Source organism: Pedobacter sp. (assembly GCF_039594775.1).
Classification (GTDB): domain Bacteria; phylum Bacteroidota; class Bacteroidia; order Sphingobacteriales; family Sphingobacteriaceae; genus Pedobacter.
The window spans coordinates 16,781-43,475 of the sequence record NZ_JBCNMT010000002.1 but is presented as its reverse complement, the minus strand read 5'-3'; the positions used below and the strand labels follow the sequence as shown (position 1 = coordinate 43,475).

28 protein-coding genes are annotated in these 26,695 nt (G+C 39.2%); 10 read left to right on the top strand and 18 right to left on the bottom strand.

Annotation, left to right across the window (positions count from 1 at the left end; all coding sequences use genetic code 11):
- Positions 1–11 precede the first annotated feature (11 nt).
- The gene (locus tag ABDV71_RS06380) at positions 12–1,094 is read left to right on the top strand and encodes an Ldh family oxidoreductase (protein ID WP_343531610.1); all 1,083 of its coding nucleotides are present in this window, start codon (positions 12–14) and stop codon (positions 1,092–1,094) included.
- Positions 1,095–1,240: 146 nt separating this feature from the next.
- Here ABDV71_RS06380 and ABDV71_RS06375 read toward each other — a convergent pair whose 3' ends face one another.
- Positions 1,241–2,401, bottom strand: a complete 1,161-nt coding sequence (locus tag ABDV71_RS06375) for a hypothetical protein (RefSeq protein WP_343531609.1) — start codon at positions 2,399–2,401, stop codon at positions 1,241–1,243.
- A 141-nt stretch (positions 2,402–2,542) separates the two neighbouring features.
- On the opposite strand from ABDV71_RS06375, the gene ABDV71_RS06370 reads away from it, so the two are divergent.
- Both ABDV71_RS06370 and ABDV71_RS06365 read left to right on the top strand, forming a co-directional pair.
- Entirely contained in the window at positions 2,543–2,884 is a 342-nt protein-coding gene (locus tag ABDV71_RS06370) for a DUF2085 domain-containing protein (RefSeq protein WP_343531608.1), read from the top strand.
- Between the two features lie 34 nt (positions 2,885–2,918).
- Entirely contained in the window at positions 2,919–3,161 is a 243-nt protein-coding gene (locus tag ABDV71_RS06365) for a hypothetical protein (RefSeq protein WP_343531607.1), read from the top strand.
- A gap of 26 nt (positions 3,162–3,187) precedes the next feature.
- Here ABDV71_RS06365 and ABDV71_RS06360 read toward each other — a convergent pair whose 3' ends face one another.
- From ABDV71_RS06360 to hemA, 9 genes are all read right to left on the bottom strand, one after another.
- Positions 3,188–3,742, bottom strand: coding sequence for a CopD family protein (locus tag ABDV71_RS06360; protein ID WP_343531606.1), 555 nt, complete (start codon positions 3,740–3,742; stop codon positions 3,188–3,190).
- 29 nt (positions 3,743–3,771) lie between these two features.
- Positions 3,772–4,797 carry a uroporphyrinogen decarboxylase gene (hemE, locus tag ABDV71_RS06355; RefSeq protein WP_343531605.1) on the bottom strand — a complete coding sequence of 342 codons (1,026 nt, stop codon included), beginning with the start codon at positions 4,795–4,797 and terminating at the stop codon, positions 3,772–3,774.
- A gap of 5 nt (positions 4,798–4,802) precedes the next feature.
- On the bottom strand, positions 4,803–5,324 hold the full coding sequence (locus ABDV71_RS06350; protein WP_343531604.1) for a hypothetical protein: 522 nt from the start codon (positions 5,322–5,324) through the stop codon (positions 4,803–4,805).
- On the bottom strand, positions 5,324–6,028 hold the full coding sequence (locus ABDV71_RS06345) for a response regulator transcription factor (RefSeq protein ID WP_343531602.1): 705 nt from the start codon (positions 6,026–6,028) through the stop codon (positions 5,324–5,326). Before ABDV71_RS06345 ends, ABDV71_RS06350 begins: the two co-directional genes overlap by 1 nt.
- A 1-nt stretch (position 6,029) precedes the next feature.
- Complete coding sequence (locus ABDV71_RS06340) at positions 6,030–6,896, bottom strand: HAMP domain-containing sensor histidine kinase (RefSeq protein ID WP_343531600.1); 867 nt, start codon at positions 6,894–6,896, stop codon at positions 6,030–6,032.
- A gap of 434 nt (positions 6,897–7,330) precedes the next feature.
- A complete protein-coding gene (gene hemL / locus ABDV71_RS06335; RefSeq protein WP_343531599.1) occupies positions 7,331–8,632 on the bottom strand; it encodes a glutamate-1-semialdehyde 2,1-aminomutase in 1,302 nt (433 codons plus the stop codon).
- An 86-nt stretch (positions 8,633–8,718) separates the two neighbouring features.
- Entirely contained in the window at positions 8,719–9,684 is a 966-nt protein-coding gene (gene hemB / locus ABDV71_RS06330) for a porphobilinogen synthase (RefSeq protein ID WP_343531598.1), read from the bottom strand.
- Between the two features lie 202 nt (positions 9,685–9,886).
- The gene (gene hemC / locus ABDV71_RS06325; protein WP_343531596.1) at positions 9,887–11,467 is read right to left on the bottom strand and encodes a hydroxymethylbilane synthase; all 1,581 of its coding nucleotides are present in this window, start codon (positions 11,465–11,467) and stop codon (positions 9,887–9,889) included.
- Positions 11,468–11,612: 145 nt separating this feature from the next.
- On the bottom strand, positions 11,613–12,839 hold the full coding sequence (hemA, locus tag ABDV71_RS06320) for a glutamyl-tRNA reductase (RefSeq protein WP_343531595.1): 1,227 nt from the start codon (positions 12,837–12,839) through the stop codon (positions 11,613–11,615).
- 227 nt (positions 12,840–13,066) lie between these two features.
- On the opposite strand from hemA, the gene ABDV71_RS06315 reads away from it, so the two are divergent.
- The 3 genes from ABDV71_RS06315 to ABDV71_RS06305 are packed head-to-tail and all read left to right on the top strand — an operon-like array spanning position 13,067 to position 14,897.
- Complete coding sequence (locus ABDV71_RS06315; RefSeq protein WP_343531594.1) at positions 13,067–13,894, top strand: alpha/beta hydrolase; 828 nt, start codon at positions 13,067–13,069, stop codon at positions 13,892–13,894.
- A gap of 7 nt (positions 13,895–13,901) precedes the next feature.
- Positions 13,902–14,465 (top strand): hypothetical protein, encoded by a 564-nt coding sequence (locus ABDV71_RS06310; RefSeq protein WP_343531593.1) that lies wholly within the window; start codon positions 13,902–13,904, stop codon positions 14,463–14,465.
- A gap of 9 nt (positions 14,466–14,474) precedes the next feature.
- Entirely contained in the window at positions 14,475–14,897 is a 423-nt protein-coding gene (locus ABDV71_RS06305; protein WP_343531592.1) for a secondary thiamine-phosphate synthase enzyme YjbQ, read from the top strand.
- On the opposite strand, the gene ABDV71_RS06300 is transcribed toward ABDV71_RS06305, so the two are convergent.
- Both ABDV71_RS06300 and ABDV71_RS06295 read right to left on the bottom strand, forming a co-directional pair.
- A complete protein-coding gene (locus ABDV71_RS06300) occupies positions 14,894–15,613 on the bottom strand; it encodes a response regulator transcription factor (RefSeq protein ID WP_343531591.1) in 720 nt (239 codons plus the stop codon). The two genes, ABDV71_RS06305 and ABDV71_RS06300, sit on opposite strands and share 4 nt — an antisense overlap.
- A 5-nt stretch (positions 15,614–15,618) precedes the next feature.
- Positions 15,619–16,710: a histidine kinase gene (locus ABDV71_RS06295; protein WP_343531590.1), complete on the bottom strand. Its 1,092-nt coding sequence runs from the start codon at positions 16,708–16,710 to the stop codon at positions 15,619–15,621.
- A gap of 222 nt (positions 16,711–16,932) precedes the next feature.
- Between ABDV71_RS06295 and ABDV71_RS06290 the strand changes: the two genes are divergently transcribed.
- Positions 16,933–17,241: a hypothetical protein gene (locus ABDV71_RS06290; protein ID WP_343531589.1), complete on the top strand. Its 309-nt coding sequence runs from the start codon at positions 16,933–16,935 to the stop codon at positions 17,239–17,241.
- A 122-nt stretch (positions 17,242–17,363) separates the two neighbouring features.
- On the opposite strand, the gene ispG is transcribed toward ABDV71_RS06290, so the two are convergent.
- From ispG to ABDV71_RS06265, 5 genes are all read right to left on the bottom strand, one after another.
- The gene (ispG, locus tag ABDV71_RS06285; RefSeq protein ID WP_343531588.1) at positions 17,364–19,313 is read right to left on the bottom strand and encodes a (E)-4-hydroxy-3-methylbut-2-enyl-diphosphate synthase; all 1,950 of its coding nucleotides are present in this window, start codon (positions 19,311–19,313) and stop codon (positions 17,364–17,366) included.
- 157 nt (positions 19,314–19,470) lie between these two features.
- Positions 19,471–20,070, bottom strand: a complete 600-nt coding sequence (locus tag ABDV71_RS06280; protein WP_343531587.1) for an RDD family protein — start codon at positions 20,068–20,070, stop codon at positions 19,471–19,473.
- Between the two features lie 162 nt (positions 20,071–20,232).
- Entirely contained in the window at positions 20,233–21,213 is a 981-nt protein-coding gene (locus ABDV71_RS06275; protein WP_343531586.1) for a DUF5668 domain-containing protein, read from the bottom strand.
- Between the two features lie 32 nt (positions 21,214–21,245).
- On the bottom strand, positions 21,246–21,908 hold the full coding sequence (locus ABDV71_RS06270) for a PspC domain-containing protein (protein ID WP_343531585.1): 663 nt from the start codon (positions 21,906–21,908) through the stop codon (positions 21,246–21,248).
- Positions 21,909–21,923: 15 nt separating this feature from the next.
- The gene (locus ABDV71_RS06265; protein WP_343531584.1) at positions 21,924–22,613 is read right to left on the bottom strand and encodes an SDR family oxidoreductase; all 690 of its coding nucleotides are present in this window, start codon (positions 22,611–22,613) and stop codon (positions 21,924–21,926) included.
- Between the two features lie 137 nt (positions 22,614–22,750).
- Between ABDV71_RS06265 and ABDV71_RS06260 the strand changes: the two genes are divergently transcribed.
- The 3 genes from ABDV71_RS06260 (at position 22,751) to ABDV71_RS06250 (ending at position 25,257) form a co-directional block, all read left to right on the top strand.
- A complete protein-coding gene (locus ABDV71_RS06260; protein WP_343531583.1) occupies positions 22,751–23,485 on the top strand; it encodes an ABC transporter permease in 735 nt (244 codons plus the stop codon).
- Positions 23,482–24,234 carry an ABC transporter ATP-binding protein gene (locus ABDV71_RS06255; protein ID WP_343531582.1) on the top strand — a complete coding sequence of 251 codons (753 nt, stop codon included), beginning with the start codon at positions 23,482–23,484 and terminating at the stop codon, positions 24,232–24,234. Before ABDV71_RS06260 ends, ABDV71_RS06255 begins: the two co-directional genes overlap by 4 nt.
- Before the next feature lie 138 nt (positions 24,235–24,372).
- Positions 24,373–25,257 carry a class I SAM-dependent methyltransferase gene (locus tag ABDV71_RS06250; protein WP_343531581.1) on the top strand — a complete coding sequence of 295 codons (885 nt, stop codon included), beginning with the start codon at positions 24,373–24,375 and terminating at the stop codon, positions 25,255–25,257.
- Positions 25,258–25,607: 350 nt separating this feature from the next.
- Here the strand turns inward: ABDV71_RS06250 and ABDV71_RS06245 are convergent, their stop codons facing one another.
- Complete coding sequence (locus ABDV71_RS06245) at positions 25,608–26,681, bottom strand: HmuY family protein (RefSeq protein ID WP_343531580.1); 1,074 nt, start codon at positions 26,679–26,681, stop codon at positions 25,608–25,610.
- Between the last annotated feature and the right edge of the window lie 14 nt (positions 26,682–26,695).

Here is a 26,695-nt window from a genome sequence, read left to right as displayed (position 1 = left end):
TCACTACAAATATGAATTTCCTCACTTTCACCGAAGAAAAATTACGAACCTTCACTTTTGCCGTATTTAAAAAAATGGGCTGTTCTGATGAACACGCCAATTTAGCAACCGATGTTTTAGTTCGTTCTGATCTAAGGGGAATCGATTCGCACGGTGTAGCTCGTTTAAGTGGCTATTATCGCCTTTGGGAGAAGAATAGAATTAACGCTACACCAAATATCAAGGTTGTGCACGAAACACCAACTACCGCCACGGTAGATGGCGATGCAGGTTTAGGCTTAGTAGTTGCGCCATTTGCGATGAAGGTAGCGATTGAAAAAGCGGAAAAGTATGGTAGTGGATGGGTTTCGGTAAAAAACTCCAATCACTTTGGCATTGCTGGCTATCATGCATTAATGGCAGTAGAAAAAGATATGATTGGCATAAGCATGACCAACGCCAGTCCTTTGGTTGCTCCTACTTATGCCAATGAACGTTTGCTGGGCACCAATCCCATGTGTTATGCTTTTCCGGCAGGTAAATATCCCGCGGTAGTGGTAGATATGGCTACCGCTGCTGCTGCTAACGGAAAATTAGAAATTGCCCAACGTGCCAACACCAATATTCCAGATGGATGGGTACAGGATAAAGATGGGCATCAATCCGTCAATCCAAATGAATTAAAAGCAGGTGGCTCATTACTTCCGCTAGGTAGCGATAAAGACCATGGCAGCCATAAAGGTTACGGCTTGGGCGCTACCGTAGATATTCTTTCGGCAGTGCTTTCTGGGGCTAATTATGGTCCTTGGGTTCCACCGTTTGTGGCTTTCTTAGAACCTGATCCAAACCCCGTAGGCGAAGGAATTGGACATTTCTTAGGCGCTATGCGTGTAGATGGCTTCCGACCTGCTCAAGACTTCAAGAATCATTTAGACAATTGGATCGAACGATTTAAGGGCGCTAAAACCATTGATGAAAACAAAAAAGTGATTATACCTGGCGAGCCAGAATATCAGTTTGAGAACGAGCGCAAAATTGCGGGCATCCCATTAATTGATGTAGTGGTGAACGACTTGAATAGCTTAGCAGAAAAAATTGGCGTAGAAAAGCTTTAAAGCTGAGCTAGATTATTATATGGCTGACCCTGAAATAAATTCAGGGTGACGCTAAATCAACACTCCGTCATGCTGAATTTAGTTCAGCATCAGTTTTCAATAAAACTAATTACTGATAAGTTATTAGCAGAACACTCTTTTTAACACTATTTCTTCACTTTGAATAACTTGAAGCTCTCTTTATAGGTCAGGAAAAACGAATGGTTAAATTGTAGCTTTTTATCAGCTCGGTCTAAATCAAAATGAGGCTCGAAACGCACATCAAGGTATAGGTTTGGAAGCAGTTCTTTTTGATAGATATACCTCAACATCAAAATATTTCGGTGGTTTTGCGTATAACCCATATCATTCATCGTTTCAGATACGGATTGATATAAAGGCATTCCTTTAATGCTGATGAACTTATTTCCTTTCCAGTAAGATGCCACCAAATTACCCCAACGCGTATCAATTCCTGCATTTAACCACAAACCAAAACCACCTTGATAAGCCCTCACTTTGGTAGGTGAAAAATCTTTATAAGCGGCTAAATAGTTTTGCGTATATATTTGCTTTACATGGTAACCTATATTTTTGCTCAACGTAAATCCAGTAGCACCATTAAATAAAGTAGTGATGGGAATTTCTTTTAAAACGTCTATTTGTCCGCCAGCATGGTAAAACAGCGACTGTGCTGGAATAGTCAGCTTCCAATCCTCGCTTTTGATCAAGGCAATTTCGGTAGTAAAGCCCCCAACAATTTCCTCCTTAGCTGCATCGCCCGGGTAAATCATCTTCTGCCAAGCAATCCAAGCATCTAAGCTAAACTTCTCCTTGTCTACCAATAACTGTGTTCCATATTCGATCGGCTTGGTAATTTTGCGCTCAAAGTTATATAACGGCTCAATGTAGTTATGTTGGATATTTCCTTCAAGACTACCAAAAATCAAGGTTAAATCTTTTTTGCTATACTTTACACTGAACAACGGTTTTGCATCAACCAACCCTCTTTCGTTTCCAAAATCCTTTCTTAAATAAGCTCCGGCAGTAATGGCCAAATTAGGATTTGCATAGTACACCAATTGGGGCTCTAGCTGCGTGCCATAAAGCGTATAACCATCATGAAATTTATTCGAATATTCGTAATTTCTAACATAGTTGAAGTTATAGAAATTAAGGTGCAGCTCGTTAGTTAAACTATCGGTTGGACGAATACGGTTATAAAGGTAATTGTTATTTAATTGGGCCTGAGCCGAATGCACTAAAGCCAATAAAAGAACTGCAGCAAATACAAAACAGATGCTTACTTTCTTAAAAGCAAATTTCATTTATTTTCAATTTAAAAATCATCGTTTAAAAACAAATCCGTATACTCTAAATTTCAAAAGCTTTTAACCGATTTTCATCAATAAACAACTGAAAATTAAACGATAATTTATTTTTTTTACTTATTATTGATAGTAATAATTATGACAAAGATACAATTTGTAGACTGCCATCGACTGCCCGAAAGGTCTTTTTTTTTCAAAGGAAAGCAGTTTCCTTTATGCGCAAGATGTACTGGTATTTACCTTGGGTACGCTATTTTCATACCCATTATCTTTTTTTTCAAATTAAACATTTGGTATTCACTATTGGCAATTGCACCTACAACTATTGATGGATTAACCCAAGCATATTGTAAAAGAGAAAGCAACAACCCGCTTAGGTTTTTTACGGGTATTTTAGCAGGACTCGGCTTAGCCGGTATCAGTGACTTTATTGCTTATTACATTGTCGAATTTAGCAAATTCATTTATCACTCATTATAGTAATCATTTTTCTTAACCATCTAAAAACGAGAACATGTCAGAATTCAATCAATGGGACGACAAACAGTTCCCAAACCAATTTCCAAACCAATCAGATGAAGATTTAAGTACTGGTTTAAAAATACTTTCATTTTGTATTCCCTTGGCTGGAGCCATTATTTACTTCACAAAAAAAGAAAATGAACCAGTTGCGGCTAAATCAGCATGTAATTTAGCTTTAATTGGTTTTGGCGTTGGGATTATCTTAAACATTATCAGCTACGCAATAAGAAGCTAGTCTAACTGAAAAAAGGATAAACTAATTTATTCTGTTTCTCCTTTTTTCTCTCTGTATCTTTTATATAGCTTCACGGCAATCATGATGATGAGCGCAATACCCATGATTCCAACTAAGCCGTAAACCCAATCCAACGCACTTTTCAAGATTACCACAAATACAATGGCAATCATAAAAATAGTAGCCAATTCACGCCACAAACGCAATTGGAAACTCGTCCAACGATAATGGTCATTTCTTAAACCAACGATGATTCTACCGCAAATAAAATGATAAATGAGTAGACCAACTACAAAGGCTAGTTTTACCCACATCCAGTCCATTTGCAATAAGCCACTGTTGATATGGAGCATGCATAAGCCGGCTATTAAGGCAATCAGCATCGCAGGTTGACAAATGATCTTCCAAAGTGTGGCTTCCATCTTTGTAAACTGCTTTTTCAGTACGGTTTTTTCAGGTTCAACCTTAGCGTTCGCTTCCGTATGATAAATAAATAAACTTAGTAGATAGAACAGTCCGGCCATCCAACTAATGACGAATACGATGTGAACTGCTTTGAAATATTGATAATACTCTGCCATAAAAAATCCCCATTCGGGGATTAAAGTTATTAATACTTAAACTCTTTCACTACTTCGATAGCGTATTTTACATTATCGAAAGGAATATCGGGCATAATGCCATGACCCAGATTAAAAATGAAACCATTCTCGCCACGCATACGCTCAAACAATTTATGTATTTGCGCTTTAATTACTGGTTGATCCGCATATAAAATATGAGGATCTAAATTACCCTGAACGGCAATACCAGCAGGCAATGCTTTTTTAATGTTCAGCAAATCGGCATTCCAGTCAATAGAAACCACATCAGGTTTAGCCTCGGCCATAATCGGCGCAAATACCGAACTTCCCTTACAGAAAGAAATTACCGGGATGTTAGTTCTGTTTAAGCCCGCAATAATTTGTGCGTTATATTGGTGAGAAAACTCTTGATAATCATTCCACGACAATGCCAAAGCCCAACTATCAAACAATTGAAGGGCATTTACACCAGCCTCAATCTGCAAGTTCAAATAATCGATAGTTACCTTTGCAATTTTAGCTAAAAGCTTATGTGCTAGATCAGGACGGTTATGAATCAACAATTTGGTTAACTTAAAATCTTTAGAAGAACCACCTTCTACCAAATAACTCATTACCGTAAAAGGAGCACCAGCAAAACCAATTAAAGGAATGCTGCCATTTAAACGTTGCTGTATTACTTTGATTGCATCAGCAACATATTGCAATTTATCCAAGCAATCAGTAGCCAAGGCATCAATATCTGCCTCATTACGTACCGGATTGGCAAACTTGGGACCAACACCTTGGGTAAAACTCAAATCGCCGCCCATGGCTTCGCCTGTTACCAAAATATCTGAGAACAAAATGGCTGCATCAATTCCCAACAAATCAACTGGTAACATGGTTACATCTGCTGCAATTTCTGGGGTTTTACACATCTCCAGAAAAGAGTATTTGTTTTTGATTTCCCAGTATTGTGGCATAAAACGGCCGGCCTGTCTCATCATCCAAACGGGTGGTCGTTCTGTTTGTTTCGAAAATGCTGCGTCTAAAAATAAATTGTTCTCCATGTTTTTTAATTTGCCAGTTTCTTGGCCTCTTTCTCAATATTTGTAATAATCTCTATAGCTCTTGAAGAAATAGCCAACTCTTTCGCCTTTTCAACGTAAGCTAAAGCCCTCTCTCCATCCTTTTTTCGGAGCGCTAAGTTAGCCAAATGAATTAAAACGTAAGCCTTATCATTTTTACCTCCCAAAGGAAAACGGCTTGCTACCTGGAAGTGAAATTCCGCCTTTTCAAAATCCTCACGTTTCAGTGCAATGTTGGCACGCATAAATTCATAAAATCCTCTCCTGTTTTTAGCCAAGCGATCAGGATTTCCTACTTCATCCAAAATTTTCTCAGCTCGATCATAATCCGAATTTTTGAAATGTTTAGAAGCCAAAAGTACGGAACTATGCTTAAAATGACTCCAAAGTATAAAACAGAAAAGCAGGCCCGAAATTGCGGCCAGCTGATACTGATGATAATTGATACTTACTAATGCCGAGAGCACGAAAATGCCCATCAGCACATACCTACCTAGTTTATTATACATTAGTGCGTATCGGTAAACTTATATCCCACCCCTCTGATCGAATGGAAATACATTGGATTTTTTTGATCTGGTTCAAAATACTTACGGAAGGTAAGAATGAAGTTATCAATAGTCCTTGTTGAAGGGTAAACATCATAATTCCATACCGTTTCCAAAATCTGTTCACGAGAAACCGCCTCATTTTTACGCTCAATCAAAAGCTTCAACAACATGGTTTCCTTTTTGGTTAAGGGAACAATTGTTCCATCGTCTTGCTTTAATTCGAAAGAGTTAAAGTAAATGGTTTTATCACCAATTTTATAAGAGTTGAGCTCTTTTAGATCATCTGATTTCAAGCTGCGCTTCACTAAAATTCCTACACGTAAAATCAGCTCCTCCAAATTAAAGGGTTTCACCAAATAATCATCAGCTCCTTTTTTAAGGCCCATTACCCTATCTTCGCTAGTATTTTTAGCGGTTAAGAAAAGAATTGGCACTTCAGTATTTTCTAAACGTATGGTTTCACAAACCTGGAAACCGTCCATTTCAGGAAGCATCACGTCCAGAACAACCAAGTTAAAGCGTTCTTCTTTAAATACTTTTAATGCAGTTTTGCCGTCTTTTACAGCGTGAACTTTATAACCTTCAAGTTCGAGGTTTAATTTGATGGCATCCAACAAGTGATCTTCGTCTTCAACCAGTAATACTCTTAATTTTTGTGACATATTAGTTAAATGTTACTTCAAAAATTGCACCGTGAGGTACGTTATCTTTAACGCTGATATCAGCGTCGTGGTTTTGTAATACTTCCTTAACAATAAATAAGCCAAGTCCTGTCCCCTTACTTTTACGCACATTTTCGTCGCCCACACGGTAAAATTTATCAAAAATATGCATCTTTTCGCTGTCTGGAATGCCCAATCCCTTATCTGAAACCACTAATTTCGGCTTTCCGTCATTTTGGCACAATTTAACTGTAATTTCGGCACAAGGCCCTGAATATTTTACGGCGTTTTCTACCAAGTTGTTCACTACCGACGACAGGGCAAATTGATCGCCTTCAATCTCTACTCCCTCTTGTATATCCGTAGAAATAATTTGTTCACAACCACAGGAATGCACTTGCAGTCTATCCGTAATTCTTGTCACCAAATCGGAAAAGTCAAACTTTTCTTTAGGGAAAGAATAGGTCTTGCTTTCAATTTTAGTAGCCAACAACATGTTCTCCACCAAATCATCCAAACGCTCTACATCCTTCAGCGAGTTTTTGATCAACACCGTACGCTGTTCTTTATCCAGTTCTCTGCGTACAATGGTTTGTAGTGAAAGTTTAATTGCTGCTAGTGGCGATTTAAGTTCGTGGGTAACTGAAAGTAGAAAGTTCTGTTGATTCTCATGCAGCTTGTCTTCCTTTTTGATGGAAGCATGGATAAAATAAGCACCAATCCCCAGCAAAAACAGGAAAACAGCTCCCTCGCCCATAATCATCGGCATACGGCTAGGGTCAATTTTAACCACCAACATGCCCCAACTGATGAGTTGCCCCAATGCGTAGAACAACAAAATGTAAAATATGATAATGGATTTTTTCATACCAATAACCCGTAACTTAGGTCTTAAATTTAATTATTATTATTTGAAAAGCAGGTTTTTGTAATTCTTCGGTTCCAATAGTCCCGCTTTTCGTTACCATCTTTTTGCCTCACTGTCATCCTGAGCTTGTCGAAGGATCTGTTTTATATTACGCAACACCTCGATAAACTCACGGTGACACACTATTAAAGGATGGCGCCTACAAAAAGTATTTACACTTCTATCGGGTTTGGTTAACATTTGCCAGTGCAATAACTTAAACCCTCCCCCACCCCCCTACAAAGGGGGACATCCTGCGATGAACGTCATTGCGAGCTTTGCGAAGCAATCCTACAACACATAAAAAGAACGATCGCTTTATGATTCCCGCCTTCACGGGAATGACGAACTGGCGGGTAAAAGGTTCTTTACTCCTTGCTCCTCTATCCTTAATCCTATTTTGCAAAAACAACTTCCAAAGCTTCAAAAATCGCTTGCTTCGCTTTTTCTAACTCAACTTGCGTGTGTGCTGCACTTACAAAGCCAACTTCATAACCTGATGGGCCAAAGTATATGCCACGGTTCAATAACTCGCGGTGCATGATTTTGAATTTTTCCATACTTGTTGGGTCAATATCATCCGCAGTTTTAATGTCTTTGTCCGTAAAAGCGAACCAGAAAATTGAGCCGACAGTGAAAATTTTCAATTCGTAACCTTTTTCAGCAATGTGAGCTTTTAAATCATTCACAAAAGCTTGTGCTTTGGCGTTCAGCTCTTCATAAAAACTAGGCTGGCTTAATATGCTTAATGCTGCAATACCCGCCGCCATTGCTACCGGATTTCCAGACAATGTACCTGCTTGGTAAACACCACCGTCAGGAGAAATGTGTGCCATAATTTCGTTCGAAGCACCGTACATGCCCACTGGTAAACCACCACCGATGATTTTTCCATAAGTTACAATATCAGGCTTAATGCCGTAATAAGCCGCAGCACCTTCAAAACCAACCCTAAAACCAGTAATTACCTCATCAAAAATCAATAAAGCGCCATTAGCTGTACAAGTTTCACTTAAGAACTGAACGTAATCTTTATCTTGAAGCAACAAGCCATTATTTGCCGGAATACCTTCAATAATTACCGCAGCCACATCATCTTTAAACTGAGCAAAAGCTTCGGTTACTGCTTGCTTATCATTCAAACCAATCACAATGGTTTCATCAGCAAATGCCTTTGGTACCCCAGCCGAAGACGTTTCTCCAAAAGTTACCAAACCTGAGCCTGCTTTCACCAAAAGCGAATCGCTGTGGCCATGGTAGCAACCTTCAAATTTGATAATTTTGTTTCTGCCGGTATAACCTCTAGCCAAACGAATGGCCGACATTACTGCTTCTGTTCCAGAACTTGTAAAACGGATTTTCTCTACAAAACGATTATTCTTGATGATTAATTCAGCCAACTCGTTTTCCAAAGCAGTTGGTGCCCCGAAGCTCACCCCATTCTGCATTACCTCAGTTACTTTCTCTCTAATCTTGGCGTTGTTGTGACCCAAAATCAAAGGCCCCCAGCTTGCACAAAAATCAATAAATTGATTGCCATCTGCATCCCAAATGTAAGGACCGTCACCTTTTTGGATAAACAATGGTGTACCATAAACTGATTTGAAAGCCCTTACTGGCGAGTTTACCCCACCTGGAAAATAAGTTTTCGATTTCTCGTATAGTTCTGCCGATTTGGCTCTTGATATATCTTGCATTTTTGTTATTAGGGGTTAGGGATTAGGGTATGGGGATTAGGGTTTTTAGCGCAAAACCTTACGCCTTAAGCCTATTACCTTACACTCTAAAGCCATTTATTCTCTACAATATCTCTAATGTGGTAAGTGGTAATGATGCTTGCTCCTGCTCTGGCAAAGGCATACATCGTTTCCATCACTATTCTTTGTTCATCTATCCAGCCTTTTTCCGCAGCGGCTTTAATCATCGAGTATTCACCTGAAACGTTATACACCGCAATAGGCAATTTGGTATTTTGTTTAAGCTTGGCAATCACATCCAAATAAGCCAAACCTGGTTTCACCATCAGCACATCGGCACCTTCAGCTTCGTCTAACAAAGCTTCTCTTAGTGCTTCAACTGGGTTGCGGAAATCCATTTGGTAGGCTTTTCTGTCACCTTTGTTTGGCGCACAATCAGCCGCTTCTCTAAATGGGCCATAATAAGCTGAAGCAAACTTGGTGGCATGGCTCATTACCGCTACGTTCTCAAAACCGGCACCATCTAATTTTTCACGAATGGCTGCCACCCTACCATCCATCATATCTGATGGTGCAAGCATGTCTGCACCAGCTTCCGAGTGATTTAAGGCCATTTTAGCAATTAACTCTACAGTAGCATCATTTTGCACATAATCGTTATGCATAATGCCACAGTGGCCATGATTGGTGTACGAACATACACAAACATCAGTAACCACATACAAATCGTCACCAAACTGTTTTTTAAGTTCCCTTACCGTTACTGGCACTAAAGAATTGGCGTCGTAAGCCGATTTTGCATCTTCGCTTTTTTCATCGCCAACACCAAACAACATGATTTTGTTAACACCTAGCTTCAGTCCTTTCTCTACGTCCTTCAATAAAGTATCGGTAGAAAAATGGCTGATGCCCGGCATGGCATCAATGGCGTGGGTTACGTTATTTCCTGGAACTACGAAATAAGGATAAACAAACATGTCTTTCGACAGCTTAGTTTCGGCCACCATTTCTCTTACAATGGGATTTTTCCTTAGCCTACGTGGTCTATGCATATTAGAGATATTAGTATTTTTTCGCAGACCTCGCAGGTTTTGAAAACCTACGAGGTCTTTAGATTTTGATAGTACAAAAATGCAAAGACAGAAACATTATATTCTTATGTTTCTGTCATATGTAAAGTCTTTACGTTAGTTTAACATTTCAGTTTCTTGCTTAAAAGATCCTTCGACAAGCTCAGGATGACAAGAAGAAAGATTATTTCACCTCGATACCAAAAACGGCTTCAGCTAAACCAATTTCGTCTGGCGAATAAGGCAATGCATATTTTACGCCCATCTCCTCGAATTTTTTACCAGTAGAGTTTCCAATGGCAATTACTTTTTGCTCTGGTTCCAAAAGGTTTTCAACGAAATAAGCATCCACATTACTTGGGCTGGTAAAAATCAGCACTTCTGCCGATGAGCCATCCACATTTTCTTCCATCACCGTTTCGTAAATAGGGAGGTCTATCACCTTGGTTTCAGGCGTTAAAAACTTTTGCATGGTTAACAGTGAATCTTGCGCACGAGGAAAAACCACTGTTTGTCCATCCGCTACCCTAGCAAAATCTTGCGCAACTTCCTCAATCTCTCCTCCTTCACCTACAAAATCAGCCAAATGGCCAAATTTACGCAACGAATCTTCTGAACCACGGCCTACTACCCCAAATTTTACTTTTTTAGGTAATACTGGATTTAATTTAAAGAAATATTCTACACCATTTCTGCTGCTAAAAAATACCCAATCGGCATTTTTAAGGAAGAAATCGTCTAATACATTTACAATTGGGAAAGTACGGATCAATGAACGACCGTCTATTTCGATGTTTTGTTTTTCTAATGCCTTACGAAAATAACTATTCTCGCCAACTTCCCTGGAGATGAAAACTTTTGCAGGCATCTTTCTATCCTTAGCATATTTTGCTACAATTTGCTCCGCTAAACCTTCAGTGGAAGCAGCCCTCAGAAACAACCGATCTGGAAAGTCTTCATCGGTCTCCGCTTTTGAGGTCCACACCTCAAACTCGCCATCTTCCTTTCTGCAGAAACAGCCCAAAGGCATGTGGCAACCACCTTCGAAAAGGTTCAACACTTTGCGCTCAACAGCAATCTCTTCTACCGTTGCGGCATCGTTTATTTTTTGAAGCTCGTTGAAAAGCTCCGTATCATTTTCTCTAATTTGGATTGCTAATGCACCTTGCGCTGGAGCCGGAACAATCTCAGTAGGATCGATTACTTCTACATGAAATTCGCTCAAATCTAACTGTAAACGGCTCACACCAGCTCTTGCCAACACAATGGCATCGTAATCTTCGTCACGCAATTTTTGGATACGGGTTGGAACATTACCTCGCAAATCTTCGATGTTCAAATCGGGCCTTAAAGCTAAAAGTTGTGCTTTACGACGATTGGATGAAGTACCCACCATTGCGCCTTTCTTCAACGAAAGTTTATGGCTTACATCCACACAGTCTTTCAAGATCAAAAGCAACTCCGCTGGATCTTCTCTTTCAGGTACAGCGGCAATAATTAATCCTGGAGGGTTGGTGGTTGGCAGATCTTTATGAGAGTGCACGGCAATATCAATAGTGCCATTCATCAACTCTTCTTCCAACTCCTTGGTGAAAAAGCCTTTACCTTCTAACTTGTCTAGCCTTAGATTGAGGATTTTATCGCCCTGCGTTTTAATAATTTTCAGTTCTGCCTCAATGCCAATACTGGCTAATCTGTCTTTGGTATAGTTGGCTTGCCAAAGAGCCAAATCACTACCGCGTGTTCCGATAATTACTTTCTTCACTTTGTATTAAGATTTTGCGCTAAAATAAGAAAATTGATTGTATTGTTGGAGGGTTGAAATGTTGTAAAGTTCAAATGTCACGCCGTATCATCGTTAAGGTTTAGCACTAGCTAATACTTATAACTTAATACCTATTACTTAAAACTTAACTATTCTTAACCAGAATTTCTTTAGCCATTACCATTGGTACGCTAATATATTTCTTCTCCATGTAGCTAATCACCTGCTCTAAAATGGCTTTCGCTTCGTCGTCAAGAGAATTAATTTCATCTGCAAACACCGTGTTTACAGCTTTTTCTTTGATTTCTTTGATTTTCTTTGGAACTTCGCTCATTGCCAATTCAACACGGCGTTGACGTAGCACTGCTTCAAATTCCCTAATATTCTCTTCAATAATATGCTCGGCATTTACCAACTCGTCGTAACGTTCTTGGATGTTTTTACGAGCAACTTCTTTAAGGGACTCCACTTCAATATAGTGGATTGGAAAGTTCTCGCGTACGTCTAAAGCCGTATCATTTGGAATGGCTAAGTCTACAATTACCTTTTTCCCTGTTTCGCCGTTCAGCAAACTGCTATAAATCTCGGTAGTAAGTATTGGCTCTGTTGCACCTGTGCAGGTAATGATCACATCAAAACCTTCTTTATAATTCGACAGTTCACTAATAGGATAAGCTTTACCGTTTAATTCATTAGCCAACGCTTCTGCTTTCTCTAAAGTTCTGTTGAAAACAGAGAAATTGGAATATTTATGCTTTTTTAAATATTGGGCAATATTGTTGTTGGTCTCACCTGCTCCAATGATCAGCAAGCGAGAGTTACCGCACATGTTAAGTTCACGAAGTTTTCTATAAGCTAGAGAGACTACTGAAACTGGATTTCTTGAAATGTTGGTATGTGTATAAACCTCTTTGGCAGTTTTCACTACACGGTTCATAATCATGCGCATATAATCGCCGGTAAAACCTGCTTTTTGACAAGCTTCATAGGCTTTGCGTACTTGTGCTAAAATTTCTTTTTCACCAACTACTAAACTTTCTAAAGAACATGAAGTGCGAAGTAAATGGTTAAATGCTTCTTCCTTTTCGTAAGTAGAAACATTATTGATGAAGTTTTCCATGTATTCTTCAGGAAGCCCCATATCCAATACATGCAAAAATTTAGAGATAAAAGATGTGTCTAACTCGGCGGCGGCGGTAAAAACAAACTCTACACGATTACAGGTACCTACATAAAATATCTCCTTGATATTCAGCTCAGACTGGATATTCCTCAACCTATCGTCCAACGTTTGCTCACAGATAACTAATTTCCCTAATGACTTTAGGTCAATTTGCTTATGTGTAAATGCAATGATCTTTAAATACTCCAAAATGGTTAGCCCTAGTTATTTTAGCGCAACAAAAGTAGCAACGCAATTGGGCTTATCTGTCATTATGCTGTAATTTAGGCTAATTTAGAACGGTTTTAAATTAATTAAATCCAAAATCACACACCTAAAAAGAGTGAAAAAACAAGACAAAAACAATCTAAACCGCCATTTATTTTGTTATTATAAGATAGAAACTCAATATTTGGAATGCATTAAAACCTTACACTATGCGTAATGAACTTTTTTCGCTCATAGGAGCTAATGACAAACCTATATTTGGAGACTTAACCTACGACGAGAACAACACCAATACTCCGCTTATTATTTTTATACATGGCTTTAAGGGGTTTAAGGATTGGGGTGCGCATCATTTAACAGCACGTTTCTTTGTACAAAATGGCTATCGCTACCTCAAATTTAATCTTTCCCATAGTGGTGTTACCGCAGAAAAGCCAAATGACGTAACTGATTTGGATGCTTTTGCATCCAATACTTTCAGCAAGGAACTATTAGATGTGGATATTGTGATCAACCATGCGGTGAAATATTTAGGGGTTAACGAGGTATATTTGATTGGACATAGTCGTGGTGGCGGATTGAGCATACTACAAGCTGCTACCAACCCTTATGTAAAGGGGCTAATTACCTGGAGTGCTATTGCCGATTTTAGCAGTCTATGGAAAAAGGAGCAGGAAAAAGAATGGAAGGCAGAAGGCAAGATAGAAGTGGTAAATGCACGCACCAAAGAAAAAATGCCTTTAAACGTCACTTTATTAGAAGATTTTGAAGACAATAAGGATAAACTGGACATTTTAGCTGCTGCCAAACAAATCAATGTCCCATGGCTCATTGTACAGGGTGATGATGACGTTAATGTTCCTTTTGCTACCGCAGAGAAATTGGCCAACGCCAATCTTGCGAGTAGGCTAGCGAAAATTGAAGGCGCCAACCACGTTTATGGGGCTTTGCACCCCTATCCAGGAGAAACCCTACCACCGCAATTATTCGAAGTTTGTGAAAAGAGCTTGAAGTTTTTAAATAGCCTATCATTATAATTTTCAAATGAGAAAATACTATTTCATCGCCCTCTTGCTAGGCATTTTTTGCTCTTCCTGCGGGCGATCTGATGGTCAACAGGGAATAAAAGACAGCACCACTGTTACTACTTTGGCTACTGACACTTCCGCTAAAAAAGCCATTGCCGATACTTCCTTAAATTTTAATGAGGAAGAATCATATGCGAATTATCAGGTGATCGTTATTGATACGAATAACAGCTACAATCTATTAAATCAAAAAATGTTCTCGCTGAAAGACAAATTGAGGATGGCAATAGACTCTATGGGCAGGTACTACAATGCGAAAAAAGACCTCATTGTGCTTCCTGAAAATGATGAGGATGAAGTGTACGCCGGTGCTTATTTTCCAAGAAGAGAATTGTCGCAAACATTGAGTTTAGAATACATGAACCAATATCAGTCTGCTTCAAAACCTAAAACTATCGGAATCATTGCTGGTATTTATGCCACCGATTTAGAAGCTGACAGTGCCCTCGCTGCTGTTAAACAGGTAGCACCCAAGGCCTTCAAACTTCATTCTAAATTATACATTGGCTGTATGCACTAAATTTAACTTATGCATTTTTTACAGAAATCGATACGATTAAGGGCTCGTAGTAGAGGTTTTCATTTGGTAACAGACGAAGTATTACAAGCTATTCCCGAATTAAGAAATATTAAGACTGGCATGCTACAGGTATTCATACAACATACTTCGGCTTCCCTAACCATTAACGAAAATGCCGATCCAACAGTGAGGGCTGATTTTGAAACCTGGATGAACAAAACCGTTCCTGAGGGCGACCCCGATTATCTACATGATTATGAAGGGGACGATGACATGCCTGCTCACATCAAATCTTCGCTAATGGGTGCGTCGGTTTTAATCCCCATTACCAACGGATATTTAAACTTGGGAACGTGGCAGGGCATTTACCTTTGCGAGCACCGCAATCATGGCGGTAGTAGGAATGTGGTGATCAGCGCTTGGGGCATTTAAACGGCCTGCAAACACTTAAGTGCTTGCTGTTTATAGTTTCTGCCAATGGGTAGTTCTTTTCCTAAAATCTCCACAGCATAAGTATAGTAGCTTTCAACTTTCTGCGTACTAATGATAAAAGATTTATGTATTCTACAAAATTGCTCTTCGGGCAGCAACTCTTCTAAAAGTGATATTTTTTGTTTGCTCACCAGTACTTTATCCGCCAATATAACCTTCACATAATCTTTAATGCTCTCAATCCAGTAAATATCCTTCACATTCACTTTCACTGTTTTTCTTTCCACTTTAAGATAAAGGAATTTGTTCAGTTCCGTTGATGAACTGGTCTCAGATATCACAGTCTTTAGCTTATTATCTCCCAGTTTAACAAAAATTTTATCCATTGCCTTCAAAAACCGGTAAAAGGACACGGGTTTTAACAAATAATCAATGGCATCCAACTCAAAACCTTCCACTGCATATTCACTATGGGCGGTAGTAAAAATCACTTTTGGTGGGTTTTTGAGACTCTTCAATAGTTCTACCCCTGTAATACCGGGCATTTGCACATCAAGAAACATCAAGTCGATATTTTTTTGTTGTAAGGTATGAAATGCGCTAATTCCATCGCTACAAGTGGTCACCACATCTATCTCGGGAAAGTTCTCCAGATATTTAACAATCACTTCAATAGCGTGTGGCTCGTCGTCAACTATAATGGTTTTTATTTTCATCGCCTTTATAAACTTATTCTTTGACTCAAATCGATTTTCAGAATTACAGCAAAAACATCTTCCTCATTAAATATTTTCAATTCATAGGCATTGGGATAAATCATTTCCAAGCGCTTTTTCACATTCTCCAAACCTATATTCCCCTGCTTTTTTTCTATGGCTACATCAGCTTTGCTGTTATTGATCTTAAATTTCAACATCCCTCGTTGTACCACCAATTCGATATTGATCCAAGCTTGGCCAACCTTTTCTCCGGCACCATGCTTAAAGGCATTTTCCACCAAGGGTAATAATAGCAACGGAGCAATCTGATAATCTTCCAGATTTCCCTCTTTAATAAAATGGAAATCTAAACGGTCCTCATAACGGATACGCTCCAAAGTGATAAAGCTATCCAGCATTTCTACATCTTTCTTTAAGGGCACACAGTCTACATTGCAATCATACAGCATGTACCTCAATATTTCCGATAAACCCATTACTATTTCGGGAGATTTTGGGGAATTATTTAGCGTAAGGGCATAAAGGTTATTGAGGGTATTGAAAAGAAAATGCGGATGAATTTGCGCTTTTAGCAAATGTAGCTCAGCCTGTAGCGCGGCACGATGCCTACGATACCAAAACAAGAAAAACTTGATGGCCACAGCAAGCCACACGACCAGATTTGCACCTTTAAATGCATTGAGGTAATAGACCACATTGGTAAAACGTTCCCATTTAGTTCCTTTAACCTTTTCCCAGTTGTGATATCCTTGGCTTTTTAAATAGGCATCAAGTTGTGGCTCTACCAAAAAGATATCAAAGGCTCTGGTAACGCCTGGCATAATAAATACAAACACAAGAAGTACGAATACAAACTCAAAATATCTCCGCTTTAGCAAATATTTGGGAATAATGATATAGGCCACCGTATAGAAATAAATCATATGTACGGGCAAAAGCATCAGGTTGTTAAGCATGGCCATGTAGACACTCTGCTTCTCATATCCATACACAAAGGCGGTAATGCCCCATATCATGCACCAAAAACAGATATGCAATAGGAGTCTTGCTCCTTTGCTGTTGTGTTCCTGATAAGCTTGTATAATTTGCATCATCAAAAATACATTTCCTATGCTGTTTTTAACTGTAAAAAGGACAAACAACCGGGTTCTACTGACGAACGACATCTTACCCCCAGCCCACCTATAAAGTACTGGCGACAAGTAGTCTTAGCCTTGATGTTATGGTTATTGATAGCACTATACACTCTTTATAGCTGCCATTATCCATTCGTAATGCAAAGGCTATTAATTTGGTGGTTATAAACAGAAATACACATGAAATTTTTAACATTTAGTATGTTGTTCTGGCTGTTTGCCACTGCAGCATATGCACAGAATTTATCCCCTGCGCAGAAGGTCGATTTTGCCAGCTGGGTTATTGAAAGCAATGTGAAAACCCCTAAAAAATCTACGGTTAAGTTTTACAACGCCAAACAGGAGTTGATTTACGAAGAAGTAGTGGAAGGCAAGAGATTAAACGTACGCAGAGAAAGGACCAAAAAGAAATTAAACGAAATATTAGTTCAACTGGCAGATAAAAACACCAAAATTAATCAATATAACTTGGTAGCGTTGAGCCTATAAACAACGTAATGATATAAGAGGGGATGCTTTGAACCAACCACCTAAACTCTTCGACTGGGAATAATATGGTTTAGCTAAGCGTTAAAAATACCAAATCAACACTTAATGGTAGCATCCTCTTTTTATTCTTTCTCTATCCAATTACCGTCCTCACGAATAATCCCAATCAGTTCATCGATGGCATCAGCAGTTTTCACATTTTTCTTTACTACTTCTTGTCCACGGTAAAGCGTAATTCTATCTGCCCCAGCACCTACGTAACCATAATCGGCATCGGCCATTTCACCTGGTCCATTTACAATACAGCCCATAATTCCAATTTTTACGCCTTTAAGGTGCGATGTTCTGGCTCTTATGGCCTGTGTAGTTTCTTGCAAATCAAACAAAGTTCTGCCGCAGCTTGGACACGAGATGTATTCTGTTTTAGAGATACGGGTACGAGTAGCTTGTAAAATCCCAAATGAAGTTGAATTAATGACGGACAAGGGAATATCCTTGGCGTTAATCCAAATACCATCGCCAAATCCATCAATCAGTAAACCACCTAAATCTGTAGCACTGTACAATTGAAAATCTTCTAGGTTTAGCCCATCAAAATTCCTTTCGATAATTACCGGAAGTTTTAAATTAGCCGCTAGTAATTGTACGAAAGCTTGGCGAATGGTTTGCATTGCATTATCGGCTTTGGTAGTTAAAACTAACACTACTTGCTGTAAGCCTTTTAATTGCTCTACTACCAATTCTTCTGCCAAAACTTCAACAAAATTCAATTTGACATCTTTTTGCTCGGCATCAAGATATTCTGTTAAGCTAAACAAAGGATGACAATTTTGCTTATCTGCAAGCTGTAACCAAGTAGAATAGTTGTACAGTTGTTTTAAACCTCCGGGAAAAGAGAACGAAGGCAATTGATTACCTAGATAAACCATGTCGCAAGCTTGGTCAGTCAGGTTATATTTATCCAGCAAGGCCGAATAATTGAATCCTACGGCATTAAGAATGGCAGGATCTTTAAGATTTTCATTTTCTAGATTGATGACTACCCTAGGCACTTGATGTCCTCCAAGGTTTTCTACTTCATCGGTCAATCTACGCTTATGTTGGAAAGGGCTGTAGCCCCCTAGCCCCCTCAAGGGGGAATTAGCAGGAAGCTCCTCCTTCAGGAGGCGGGGGAGGTATCTATTCGCTAATGCTCTAGCCACTGGCGCTTCAAATTCAGGGTCTTCTGTCAAGGAAACCCTGATGGTATCTCCCAAACCATCGGCCAGTAAAGTACCAATGCCCACTGCCGATTTGATTCGACCATCTTCGCCGTCACCAGCCTCAGTAACCCCCAAGTGTAACGGATAGTTCATTCCTTCAGCAACCATGGTTTGCACCAATAAACGGTAAGCCTGTACCATTACCTGTGTATTGCTCGATTTCATAGAAATGACCAAATTGTAATAGTTCAAATCTTCGCAAATGCGGATAAATTCCATTGCCGATTCGACCATTCCATGTGGCGTATCACCGTAACGGCTCATGATTCTGTCTGAAAGGGAACCATGATTGGTACCAATTCGCATGGCCGTTCCATATTCTTTGCAAATTTTCACCAGTGGCGAAAACTTATCGTAAATACGGCTTAGCTCTGCCTGATAGGCAGCATCGGTATATTCTATATTTTCGAATTTCTTTTTATCAGCATAATTGCCTGGGTTTACCCGTACTTTTTCTACAATACGTGCGGCAAGCTCGGCAGCGTTAGGTGTAAAATGTATATCGGCCACCAAAGGAACATTGTAACCACGCAAACGCAGTTCCTTCTTGATATTGGCCAAGTTTTCGGCTTCCTTAATGCTAGGGGCAGTGATACGTACATACTCACAACCGCTTTCCACCATTCTGATGGTTTGCTCCACCGTACCCAAAGTATCCATGGTGTCGGTAGTGGTCATGGACTGAATGCGAATAGGATGATGGGCACCCATTGGCGTATCCCCTATTTGTACTTCGCGAGTAATAAATCTCGAATATTGGGTTAATCTATTGCAGTAACCACCGGCTAACATAATCGCTTCTTTTTGCATGGCCTACAAAGATAGGTGAAATGTTGGATTGCTATATTGTTGGATTGTTAAAAGTTATGGGTTGTAAGTTAAAACTCAAAACAACCTACCAAAAAACGACAAGCGTTGGAAAGTTATCAATTGGGCTATTGCCATTCACTCATTCAAAATTCTATCACTAAACCAATCTATCTTTGATGACCAGCGTTTCGGCTACGATGTCATGGAAACAACGGCGTTTTTTATCAACAAAGGAATAAATGTAACCAAAGCCTAGGGTAAGGGTTGATAAGATTTTAGCTGCATTACGAAGCAACGAAACGCCAACGCTAATTCTAGCAGCATAGTTATCTGTCACTTTAATGTCCATTAACTTTTTGCCTATTGTGCCCTGAGCTTTGGAGGCATCAGCAAATACGTTGTATACAAATTTAGTAAGCGGGATGAGTACTACACCAATGATTAAAAGTATTATTCGATCTTGTTGATCTTTCATCAGGAGAAAACCAGCGAACACCAAAACGGCATAGATAAGGGTGATTAGAAAATAATCGATAGCCCATGCCATGAGACGTTGATCGAAAGAAGCGAAATACTGCGGCATAAATTTTGGCACAGCAAAACCAAATAGCTCTCGAAGTTCCAACAGTTCATGGGCTTCTTTATAGTCGTCCATTCCTGGTTTCCTTATAAAAGTACTTGGTGACAGCTTTAACTGCTTTAATTCTTCCAAGGTATATGGGCCTTGTGGTTTACCGTTTACAACAATGGTGTACAATGTGAAGGGATAAGTTTAATTCAAAATTAAAAATTAAAAACAGCAAAGTGTGATATCTCTATCTTAAAAAATCAATTTCAGAAAAGACAATCAACAAATTAAAATGCCTGCAACGATAATCATCATTGCAGGCATTTTTACTTTTCAATTTTAACTTTTAACTTAATAAGTATCTACTTCAAAGTTGCTCAAACCGCCATCAAGAAAGATGAACACTTTATTTTTGGAAGTTTGATAATTAGGTGTCTCGTAGGATCCGTCGTCTTTTTTAATAAAACCTTTAAAATCTTTTGATGCCAAACCGGTATGGGCCTTTATTCTGCATCCCGAGCCATGTGGCACTTTAATTTCAACATTGGCTACACCAGTTTTCACATGCACATCGGCAATAGGAACCAAATCGCCTATTTTGATTTTTACATCGGCTGCGCCACCATCAAAATTCACGGCTCTTACTTTGTACTTGGTTAGATCAAAATCTATTTCTCCTGCACCCATTGACAGGTTCATGGTCCAAGTTGGCTGCGTATTTAGGCGCACATTCACTTCGTTACCACCAGTATTGAATGACCAGTTATTTCTATCTCTACCTCTTCGCTTATCGTTCATTTTAAACGTCAAGGTATTGGTGCTATCGGTAGTGGTTTTGGTTAACGAGAAATTACCTCTTTTTTTGTTTACGCTAGCTTCGAACAAGCTATCGGTAGCTTCATCTAATTTAAATGAAGTGCCCCCTCCAGATAGGTTCAATACTGTTTTTTTGCTAGAATCTGCCGGATTAAAAAACTCGGAGAATTTCATCCCTTCGTAATTAGTCTCACTTGTATCGTTATCATCCCAATCTATGTTGGCCTCTACATCTTTGTCTTTCCACAAGTTTAACCAAGTACGCCCATGAGGTCTTTCCTGTCCTCTAACAAACAAGAAGGCCAAAGTTATAATGAGGATTGCTAAAGAAACAATGCTACCTGTTTGAGAACCATTCCTGTTCAAAAGCATATTAACACCTCCTATGATCAGGAATATTGGCCAAAAGCCCCATACATTTCTCCAGTAAAATTCAATTACATTTAGGTTTTCCAGTAGCAGCACACCACCTACAAAAAGCAGTATCACTCCCCATATTATTCTTTCGTATTTCATTTCAGTTGGTTTTAAGGTAATTACCCAAACAGTTATTCTTGGGTATTGGTTGGATTATTTTCTTCTGTAGTATCAGTTTGTGGTGTTACAGCTGGTTGTTGCTCATTTTTACGCTGAGCTTCTTCGGTACTTTTCTTAAAGTTTTCCCATTCGTTTTTACGTTGGTTTCTAAAGATAAGACTGATCCCCAGTGCTACAATTGCCAAAGGCCAAAGCTTATAAATATGGAAGATATTGAACCAGTGCGGCATCAGGCCAAACTGCCTCAATAAAAAGTAAACACCCAGGACTAATAAAATTAGACCTACCACTGTTTTGCCAGTATCATTACCTTTCATTTTTTGTGGTGTATCAAATTTAGTGAAGGCATCAGCATTTTGGGTATTCCATTTGGTTTGCGCAGCTTCTTGTTGGGTATCCGCAAAAGCTTCCGGCGAACTAAACACTGAACCGCCTTGTGGATTATACTTATAAAAATCCTTAAACTGTTTAAATTTAACTGCGGGATCGTTATTTACCGGCGCCACAATCCACAAAACAATATAGGCCAATATACCACTGCCCGCCAAAAATATGGTGGTGAGTACAAACAACAACCTTACAATGGTTACGTCTATCTGCAAGTAATCTGCCAATCCAGATGCGACACCAGCGACCGCTTTATCATGTTCGTTTCTATATAGTTTCTTTTCCATTTTTTGTTCTCCTTTCTAAAAATTCAAAGGTTTTAGCACCAGTTCATCTACGTTTGCACCATCACTCAATTTTAAAATGGCAGCAATGGCTTTGGCTACATCCTCGGGCTGCACAAATTTGCTTTGGTCTAGCGTTGTTCCTTCCCACGATGCCGTGTAGGTTGAGCCTGGCACTATTGCCGTTACTTTTACGTGATGCGGTGCTAATTCGCTTCGCAATACATGATTAAGACTGAGCATCGCTGCTTTTGTTACACTGTAGCTACCTGCATTTTCTACAGGCATTTTGCTGGCTACCGAGCAGATATTGAAAATGTGTCCAAATTTTTGGCTACGCATCTGTACACCAATATATTTACCTAAATAGTAAGCTGCATTCAAATTAACATTTTGCTGCAGTTCAAAAATTTCATCGGCTTCGTCTAATAAATTTCCTGGCTTAAATATGCCAACATTGTTCACCAAAACATGTACCTGAGGCGCAAAAATCAGAGCCTTTTCTATAAAATGAAATACTTCTTCCTTTTTGGCCATATCAGTCTTGATGGCCAACACCTCAACGCCAAATTTGTTCAATTCATTTGATAGCTCTTGCAAATCTTCGCTGTTACGAGCACAGGTAATAATATCGTAGCCACTTTGTGCCAATTCAAGAGCAATAGCTTTGCCTATCCCTTTGGTTGCGCCAGTTACAATTGCTTTCATCTCATTCTATTTTAATACTTGCAAAAAAGGCAATAATATTTCAATCGAGAATATTTTTTCAATAAATAAGTCCTGCCAGAACATTTTTGTTGTTTCTTTGTATAATATTGAGTTAACTTAAGCAAATTGTTTATTAGATGAATTTTACCAATTTTGGCCGATATATACTACTGCTGAAAGCCGCTTTTAAGAGACCTGAAAAATGGAAAATATACATGAAAGCCATCTTTCAACAGATGGACTTCATTGGCGTAGGCTCCCTTGGACTAATTGCCATCATTTCTACTTTTATTGGAGCAGTAATGACTTTACAGATTGCTTTCCAGTTGGTGAGCGATTTTATTCCCAAAACCATTATTGGTTCTGTAAACCGCGACTCTACCATCTTGGAGCTTAGCCCAACCATTAGTGCTATTGTTTTGGCGGGCAAAATTGGTTCTGCTATTTCTTCGGAAATTGGCACCATGAGAGTAACTGAACAAATTGATGCCCTTGAAATTATGGGGATCAATGCTCCTGGATATCTGATCCTTCCTAAAATTTTAGCAGGGATTACCATGGTGCCTATGTTGGTAATCATTTCTATGGTTTTGAGTATCACTGGTGGATATTTAGGCGGTACTTTATCTGGTGCAGTTTCTCCTACAGAATATATCCAAGGGATTACTACTGATTTTAATCCATTTACCATCGCGGTAGCTTTGGTTAAAGCTTTTGTTTTTGGATTTATCATTACCTCTGTGCCTGCCTACGAAGGTTTTTACGTAAAAGGAGGTGCTTTGGAAGTAGCACAAGCCAGTACCAGAGCGGTTGTGGTAAGCTGTATCAGTATTTTAGCGTGTGACTACCTTGTAACTGGTTTAATGTTATGATTGAGATTAAAGACATCCATAAATCGTTTGGCGAGAACGAAGTTTTAAAAGGTATTTCGGGCAAGTTTGAACCAGGCATCACCAACTTGATCATTGGCGGATCCGGTTCTGGAAAAACCACCCTACTTAAGTGTATGATTGGTTTGCACCATCCCGAGCAAGGCAGTGTTACTTATGATGGTAGGGATTTTACCCAGTTAAATACCGAAGAGCGCATTGAGATTAGAAAAGAAATTGGAATGCTGTTTCAAGGTTCTGCTCTTTTTGATTCGATGACGGTAGAGGAAAACATCATGTTTCCTTTGAACATGTTCACCGATCAATCTAGAAGCGAAAAGCTTGACCGTGTTAATTTTTGTTTAGACAGGGTTAACCTGGAAGGCAAGAACAAACTTTTCCCAGCCGAGCTTTCGGGAGGAATGAAAAAGCGTGTGGGTATTGCCCGTGCGATTGCCATGAACCCAAAATATCTTTTTTGCGATGAGCCAAACTCTGGTTTAGATCCCAAGACTTCCATTGTAATTGATGAGCTGATCAAGGAGATTACCGAAGAGTATAACACCACAACTGTAGTAGTTACCCACGATATGAACTCAGTAATGGGCATTGGCGATTATATCATGTTCCTACACCAAGGCAAAAAGTTTTGGGAAGGCTCTAACAAGGAAATTGCCAAAACCGATATCCCAGAACTGAACGACTTTGTATTTGCCAGCCGTTTCATGAAGGCCGCTAAAGACAAATTTTAAAATTCTTATCTTTGCCTGCTGTCATCATTTCGAACGTAAATAAGAACTGATAGAAAACTAAGCTAATCCCTGAAATTGGAGACTAGCTAACGGCATATTTATGGGGTAATAATTACTTCTTTAAAACCATTCCATTACATGATACAACTGCTTAACCCTACCCACTGGAAAGATTATGAACTGATTGACTGTGGCGATTTCGAGAAATTAGAACGCTTTGGCAATCTTGTACTTTCAAGACCTGAACCTCAAGCAGTTTGGAAAAAAGTATTATCCCCAGAGGAATGGAAAAAAAGAGCACATATCACCTTTAGAGGCCGCTCTGCCACGAGTGGAGATTGGGTGAAACATCAAAAAAGTGCTCCCGACCGCTGGAACGTGAATTATCAGAACGATGAAATCAGTATTAATCTGCGCTTAGGACTAACATCTTTTAAGCATGTGGGCGTTTTTCCTGAGCAAGCGGTAAACTGGGACTATATTTCTTCTTCTATCAAGAGGTTTAAAACGCCTAGCCCCAAAGTACTTAATCTATTTGCCTACACTGGTGCGGCATCTTTAGTGGCCAAAGCGGCAGGTGCCGATACGACCCACGTGGATTCGATTAGACAAGTAGTAACATGGGCTGCAGAAAACCAAGAACTTTCTAAACTTAAAGATGTACGTTGGGTAGTAGAAGATGCTTTGAAATTTGTAAAACGCGAACTTAAGCGTGGTAAAAAATACAACGGTATCATTTTAGATCCTCCCGCTTATGGTCATGGGCCAAATGGCGAAAAATGGAAACTAGAAGACCATATCCAAGAAATGATGCAAGATGTGGTACAGCTTTTAGATCCACAGGAGCATTTCTTGATCTTGAACACCTATTCGTTAGGTTTTTCTTCGGTAATTGTAGAGAACTTGATTAAAACTTCATTCCCACAAGTAAAGAACTTAGAATGCGGAGAGCTGTTTTTACAAGCTACTTCTGGTATTAAATTGCCTTTGGGTGTATTTGGAAAGTTTAGGACTGATTCATAACATAGAGGTTAATTGGTTATTTGTTTAACTGGTTAATTACCCCCCTGCCCCCCTAACGGGATATAAATAGTGCCAACCTTTCTATTTGAATTGAAAACAGCGTGCACTAAACAAACATATTTGTCATTCCGACGATAGGAGGAATCTCTAGATAATATAGGAGTTATTTGGTTATTAGTAGTCAACCTAACCTCCCCCTTCCCCCTCCAAAGGTGGATATGAGTAGTGCTAGCTTCTTCCTTTGAAGCGAAAATTACGGCATTTTATAAAAACACTTAGAACAAGAGAAGCCTCCACATCCATGGAGGCCTTCCCTAAACAAAACAAACTATTAATAATTGATACTAACCTTAAGCTTTTTTAACTAGCTTATACTCGATAACCGGTTTACCACGAGTACCGCCATCAGAGCCAACTCCCATGCTTACAAACTTCAATTTGTAAACGTTCCCTACGGCATCTTTAACTAAATAAAACACAGCTGTTTTAATACCTGTCCCAGTAGTCACCCTCCAATTTTCGCCAATCAAATTACTTTTTGAAGAGAAAGTCACATTAGTTAAATCAGATGCGGAGAAATCAGCGTAAGATTTTGTAGCAACTGATACTTCTGCCGATGTAGCGCCTCCTAAAGTATTCGTGAAAACTAGATCAGAGAAGCCGTACAAATATTGACTTGGAGCAGTACCACCATAGTATAACGACCAAGTCCAAACGATATCCCAATTTGCTTTTTCTGGCTCAACACTTACTGCTTTGTTGTCTGCCAGAGATACAAAAGAGTAGTTAAATTTAGAATCCTTCGCAATATCTAAAGAACTGAAAGTAGTAGCGCTTAACTTCGCATACTGAAGTGTATAACCAGTCCCTTTTCTAAGGATTCTAACTTTATAAACATTATCAGGGCTGAATACTGCTGTGTGGCTTCCGCCTGCTGGGTTAATTAAATACACCTTATTCTCGCTATCAGTAGCCGAAATAGTGCTTATTACTGTTTTAACCAGTGCATTATTTTGTCTTGGATCATCTACTTTTAAAAATTCAGCTTCTGCTGCATTTCCCAAACCTACCACCAAATCAGCCTGAACTAAATCAGCAGAAGTAACGGTATTTAAATCGGTTTTGTTGATGACTTTCGCCGAAACGCCATTATGAGCGTTTAAAACTACTTTAAAATCCGTTCCCCCGTTAAATCCTAAAGTCCAAGAAGCCCTAGAAGCAGAGGTTTGTTTGTCAGCGCTGAAATCTATGTAAACACTATTTCCAGCTGCGCTTCCGGTTTCATTCGAGATCAAACCATTTAAAGTCATCGTACTTCCATCAGAAACAGGGACAGCAATCTCCGGTTCTTTATCATCTTTCTTACAAGCCGTAAAGGTGAATGCTAAAAGAGCTACGGCCATCATTAAATTAATCTTATTCATTACTGTGATAATTT

What these genes read in the sequence shown, in the direction of transcription:
- ABDV71_RS06380 (WP_343531610.1), top strand. Translation starts at nt 12, where the DNA reads ATGAATTTCCTCACTTTCACCGAAGAAAAATTACGAACCTTCACTTTT.
- ABDV71_RS06375 (WP_343531609.1), bottom strand. Translation starts at nt 2,401, where the DNA reads ATGAAATTTGCTTTTAAGAAAGTAAGCATCTGTTTTGTATTTGCTGCA.
- ABDV71_RS06370 (WP_343531608.1), top strand. Translation starts at nt 2,543, where the DNA reads ATGACAAAGATACAATTTGTAGACTGCCATCGACTGCCCGAAAGGTCT.
- ABDV71_RS06365 (WP_343531607.1), top strand. Translation starts at nt 2,919, where the DNA reads ATGTCAGAATTCAATCAATGGGACGACAAACAGTTCCCAAACCAATTT.
- ABDV71_RS06360 (WP_343531606.1), bottom strand. Translation starts at nt 3,742, where the DNA reads ATGGCAGAGTATTATCAATATTTCAAAGCAGTTCACATCGTATTCGTC.
- hemE (WP_343531605.1), bottom strand. Translation starts at nt 4,797, where the DNA reads ATGGAGAACAATTTATTTTTAGACGCAGCATTTTCGAAACAAACAGAA.
- ABDV71_RS06350 (WP_343531604.1), bottom strand. Translation starts at nt 5,324, where the DNA reads ATGTATAATAAACTAGGTAGGTATGTGCTGATGGGCATTTTCGTGCTC.
- ABDV71_RS06345 (WP_343531602.1), bottom strand. Translation starts at nt 6,028, where the DNA reads ATGTCACAAAAATTAAGAGTATTACTGGTTGAAGACGAAGATCACTTG.
- ABDV71_RS06340 (WP_343531600.1), bottom strand. Translation starts at nt 6,896, where the DNA reads ATGAAAAAATCCATTATCATATTTTACATTTTGTTGTTCTACGCATTG.
- hemL (WP_343531599.1), bottom strand. Translation starts at nt 8,632, where the DNA reads ATGCAAGATATATCAAGAGCCAAATCGGCAGAACTATACGAGAAATCG.
- hemB (WP_343531598.1), bottom strand. Translation starts at nt 9,684, where the DNA reads ATGCATAGACCACGTAGGCTAAGGAAAAATCCCATTGTAAGAGAAATG.
- ABDV71_RS06315 (WP_343531594.1), top strand. Translation starts at nt 13,067, where the DNA reads ATGCGTAATGAACTTTTTTCGCTCATAGGAGCTAATGACAAACCTATA.
- ABDV71_RS06310 (WP_343531593.1), top strand. Translation starts at nt 13,902, where the DNA reads ATGAGAAAATACTATTTCATCGCCCTCTTGCTAGGCATTTTTTGCTCT.
- ABDV71_RS06305 (WP_343531592.1), top strand. Translation starts at nt 14,475, where the DNA reads ATGCATTTTTTACAGAAATCGATACGATTAAGGGCTCGTAGTAGAGGT.
- ABDV71_RS06300 (WP_343531591.1), bottom strand. Translation starts at nt 15,613, where the DNA reads ATGAAAATAAAAACCATTATAGTTGACGACGAGCCACACGCTATTGAA.
- ABDV71_RS06295 (WP_343531590.1), bottom strand. Translation starts at nt 16,710, where the DNA reads ATGATGCAAATTATACAAGCTTATCAGGAACACAACAGCAAAGGAGCA.
- ABDV71_RS06290 (WP_343531589.1), top strand. Translation starts at nt 16,933, where the DNA reads ATGAAATTTTTAACATTTAGTATGTTGTTCTGGCTGTTTGCCACTGCA.
- ispG (WP_343531588.1), bottom strand. Translation starts at nt 19,313, where the DNA reads ATGCAAAAAGAAGCGATTATGTTAGCCGGTGGTTACTGCAATAGATTA.
- ABDV71_RS06275 (WP_343531586.1), bottom strand. Translation starts at nt 21,213, where the DNA reads ATGAAATACGAAAGAATAATATGGGGAGTGATACTGCTTTTTGTAGGT.
- ABDV71_RS06270 (WP_343531585.1), bottom strand. Translation starts at nt 21,908, where the DNA reads ATGGAAAAGAAACTATATAGAAACGAACATGATAAAGCGGTCGCTGGT.
- ABDV71_RS06265 (WP_343531584.1), bottom strand. Translation starts at nt 22,613, where the DNA reads ATGAAAGCAATTGTAACTGGCGCAACCAAAGGGATAGGCAAAGCTATT.
- ABDV71_RS06260 (WP_343531583.1), top strand. Translation starts at nt 22,751, where the DNA reads ATGAATTTTACCAATTTTGGCCGATATATACTACTGCTGAAAGCCGCT.
- ABDV71_RS06255 (WP_343531582.1), top strand. Translation starts at nt 23,482, where the DNA reads ATGATTGAGATTAAAGACATCCATAAATCGTTTGGCGAGAACGAAGTT.
- ABDV71_RS06250 (WP_343531581.1), top strand. Translation starts at nt 24,373, where the DNA reads ATGATACAACTGCTTAACCCTACCCACTGGAAAGATTATGAACTGATT.
- ABDV71_RS06245 (WP_343531580.1), bottom strand. Translation starts at nt 26,681, where the DNA reads ATGAATAAGATTAATTTAATGATGGCCGTAGCTCTTTTAGCATTCACC.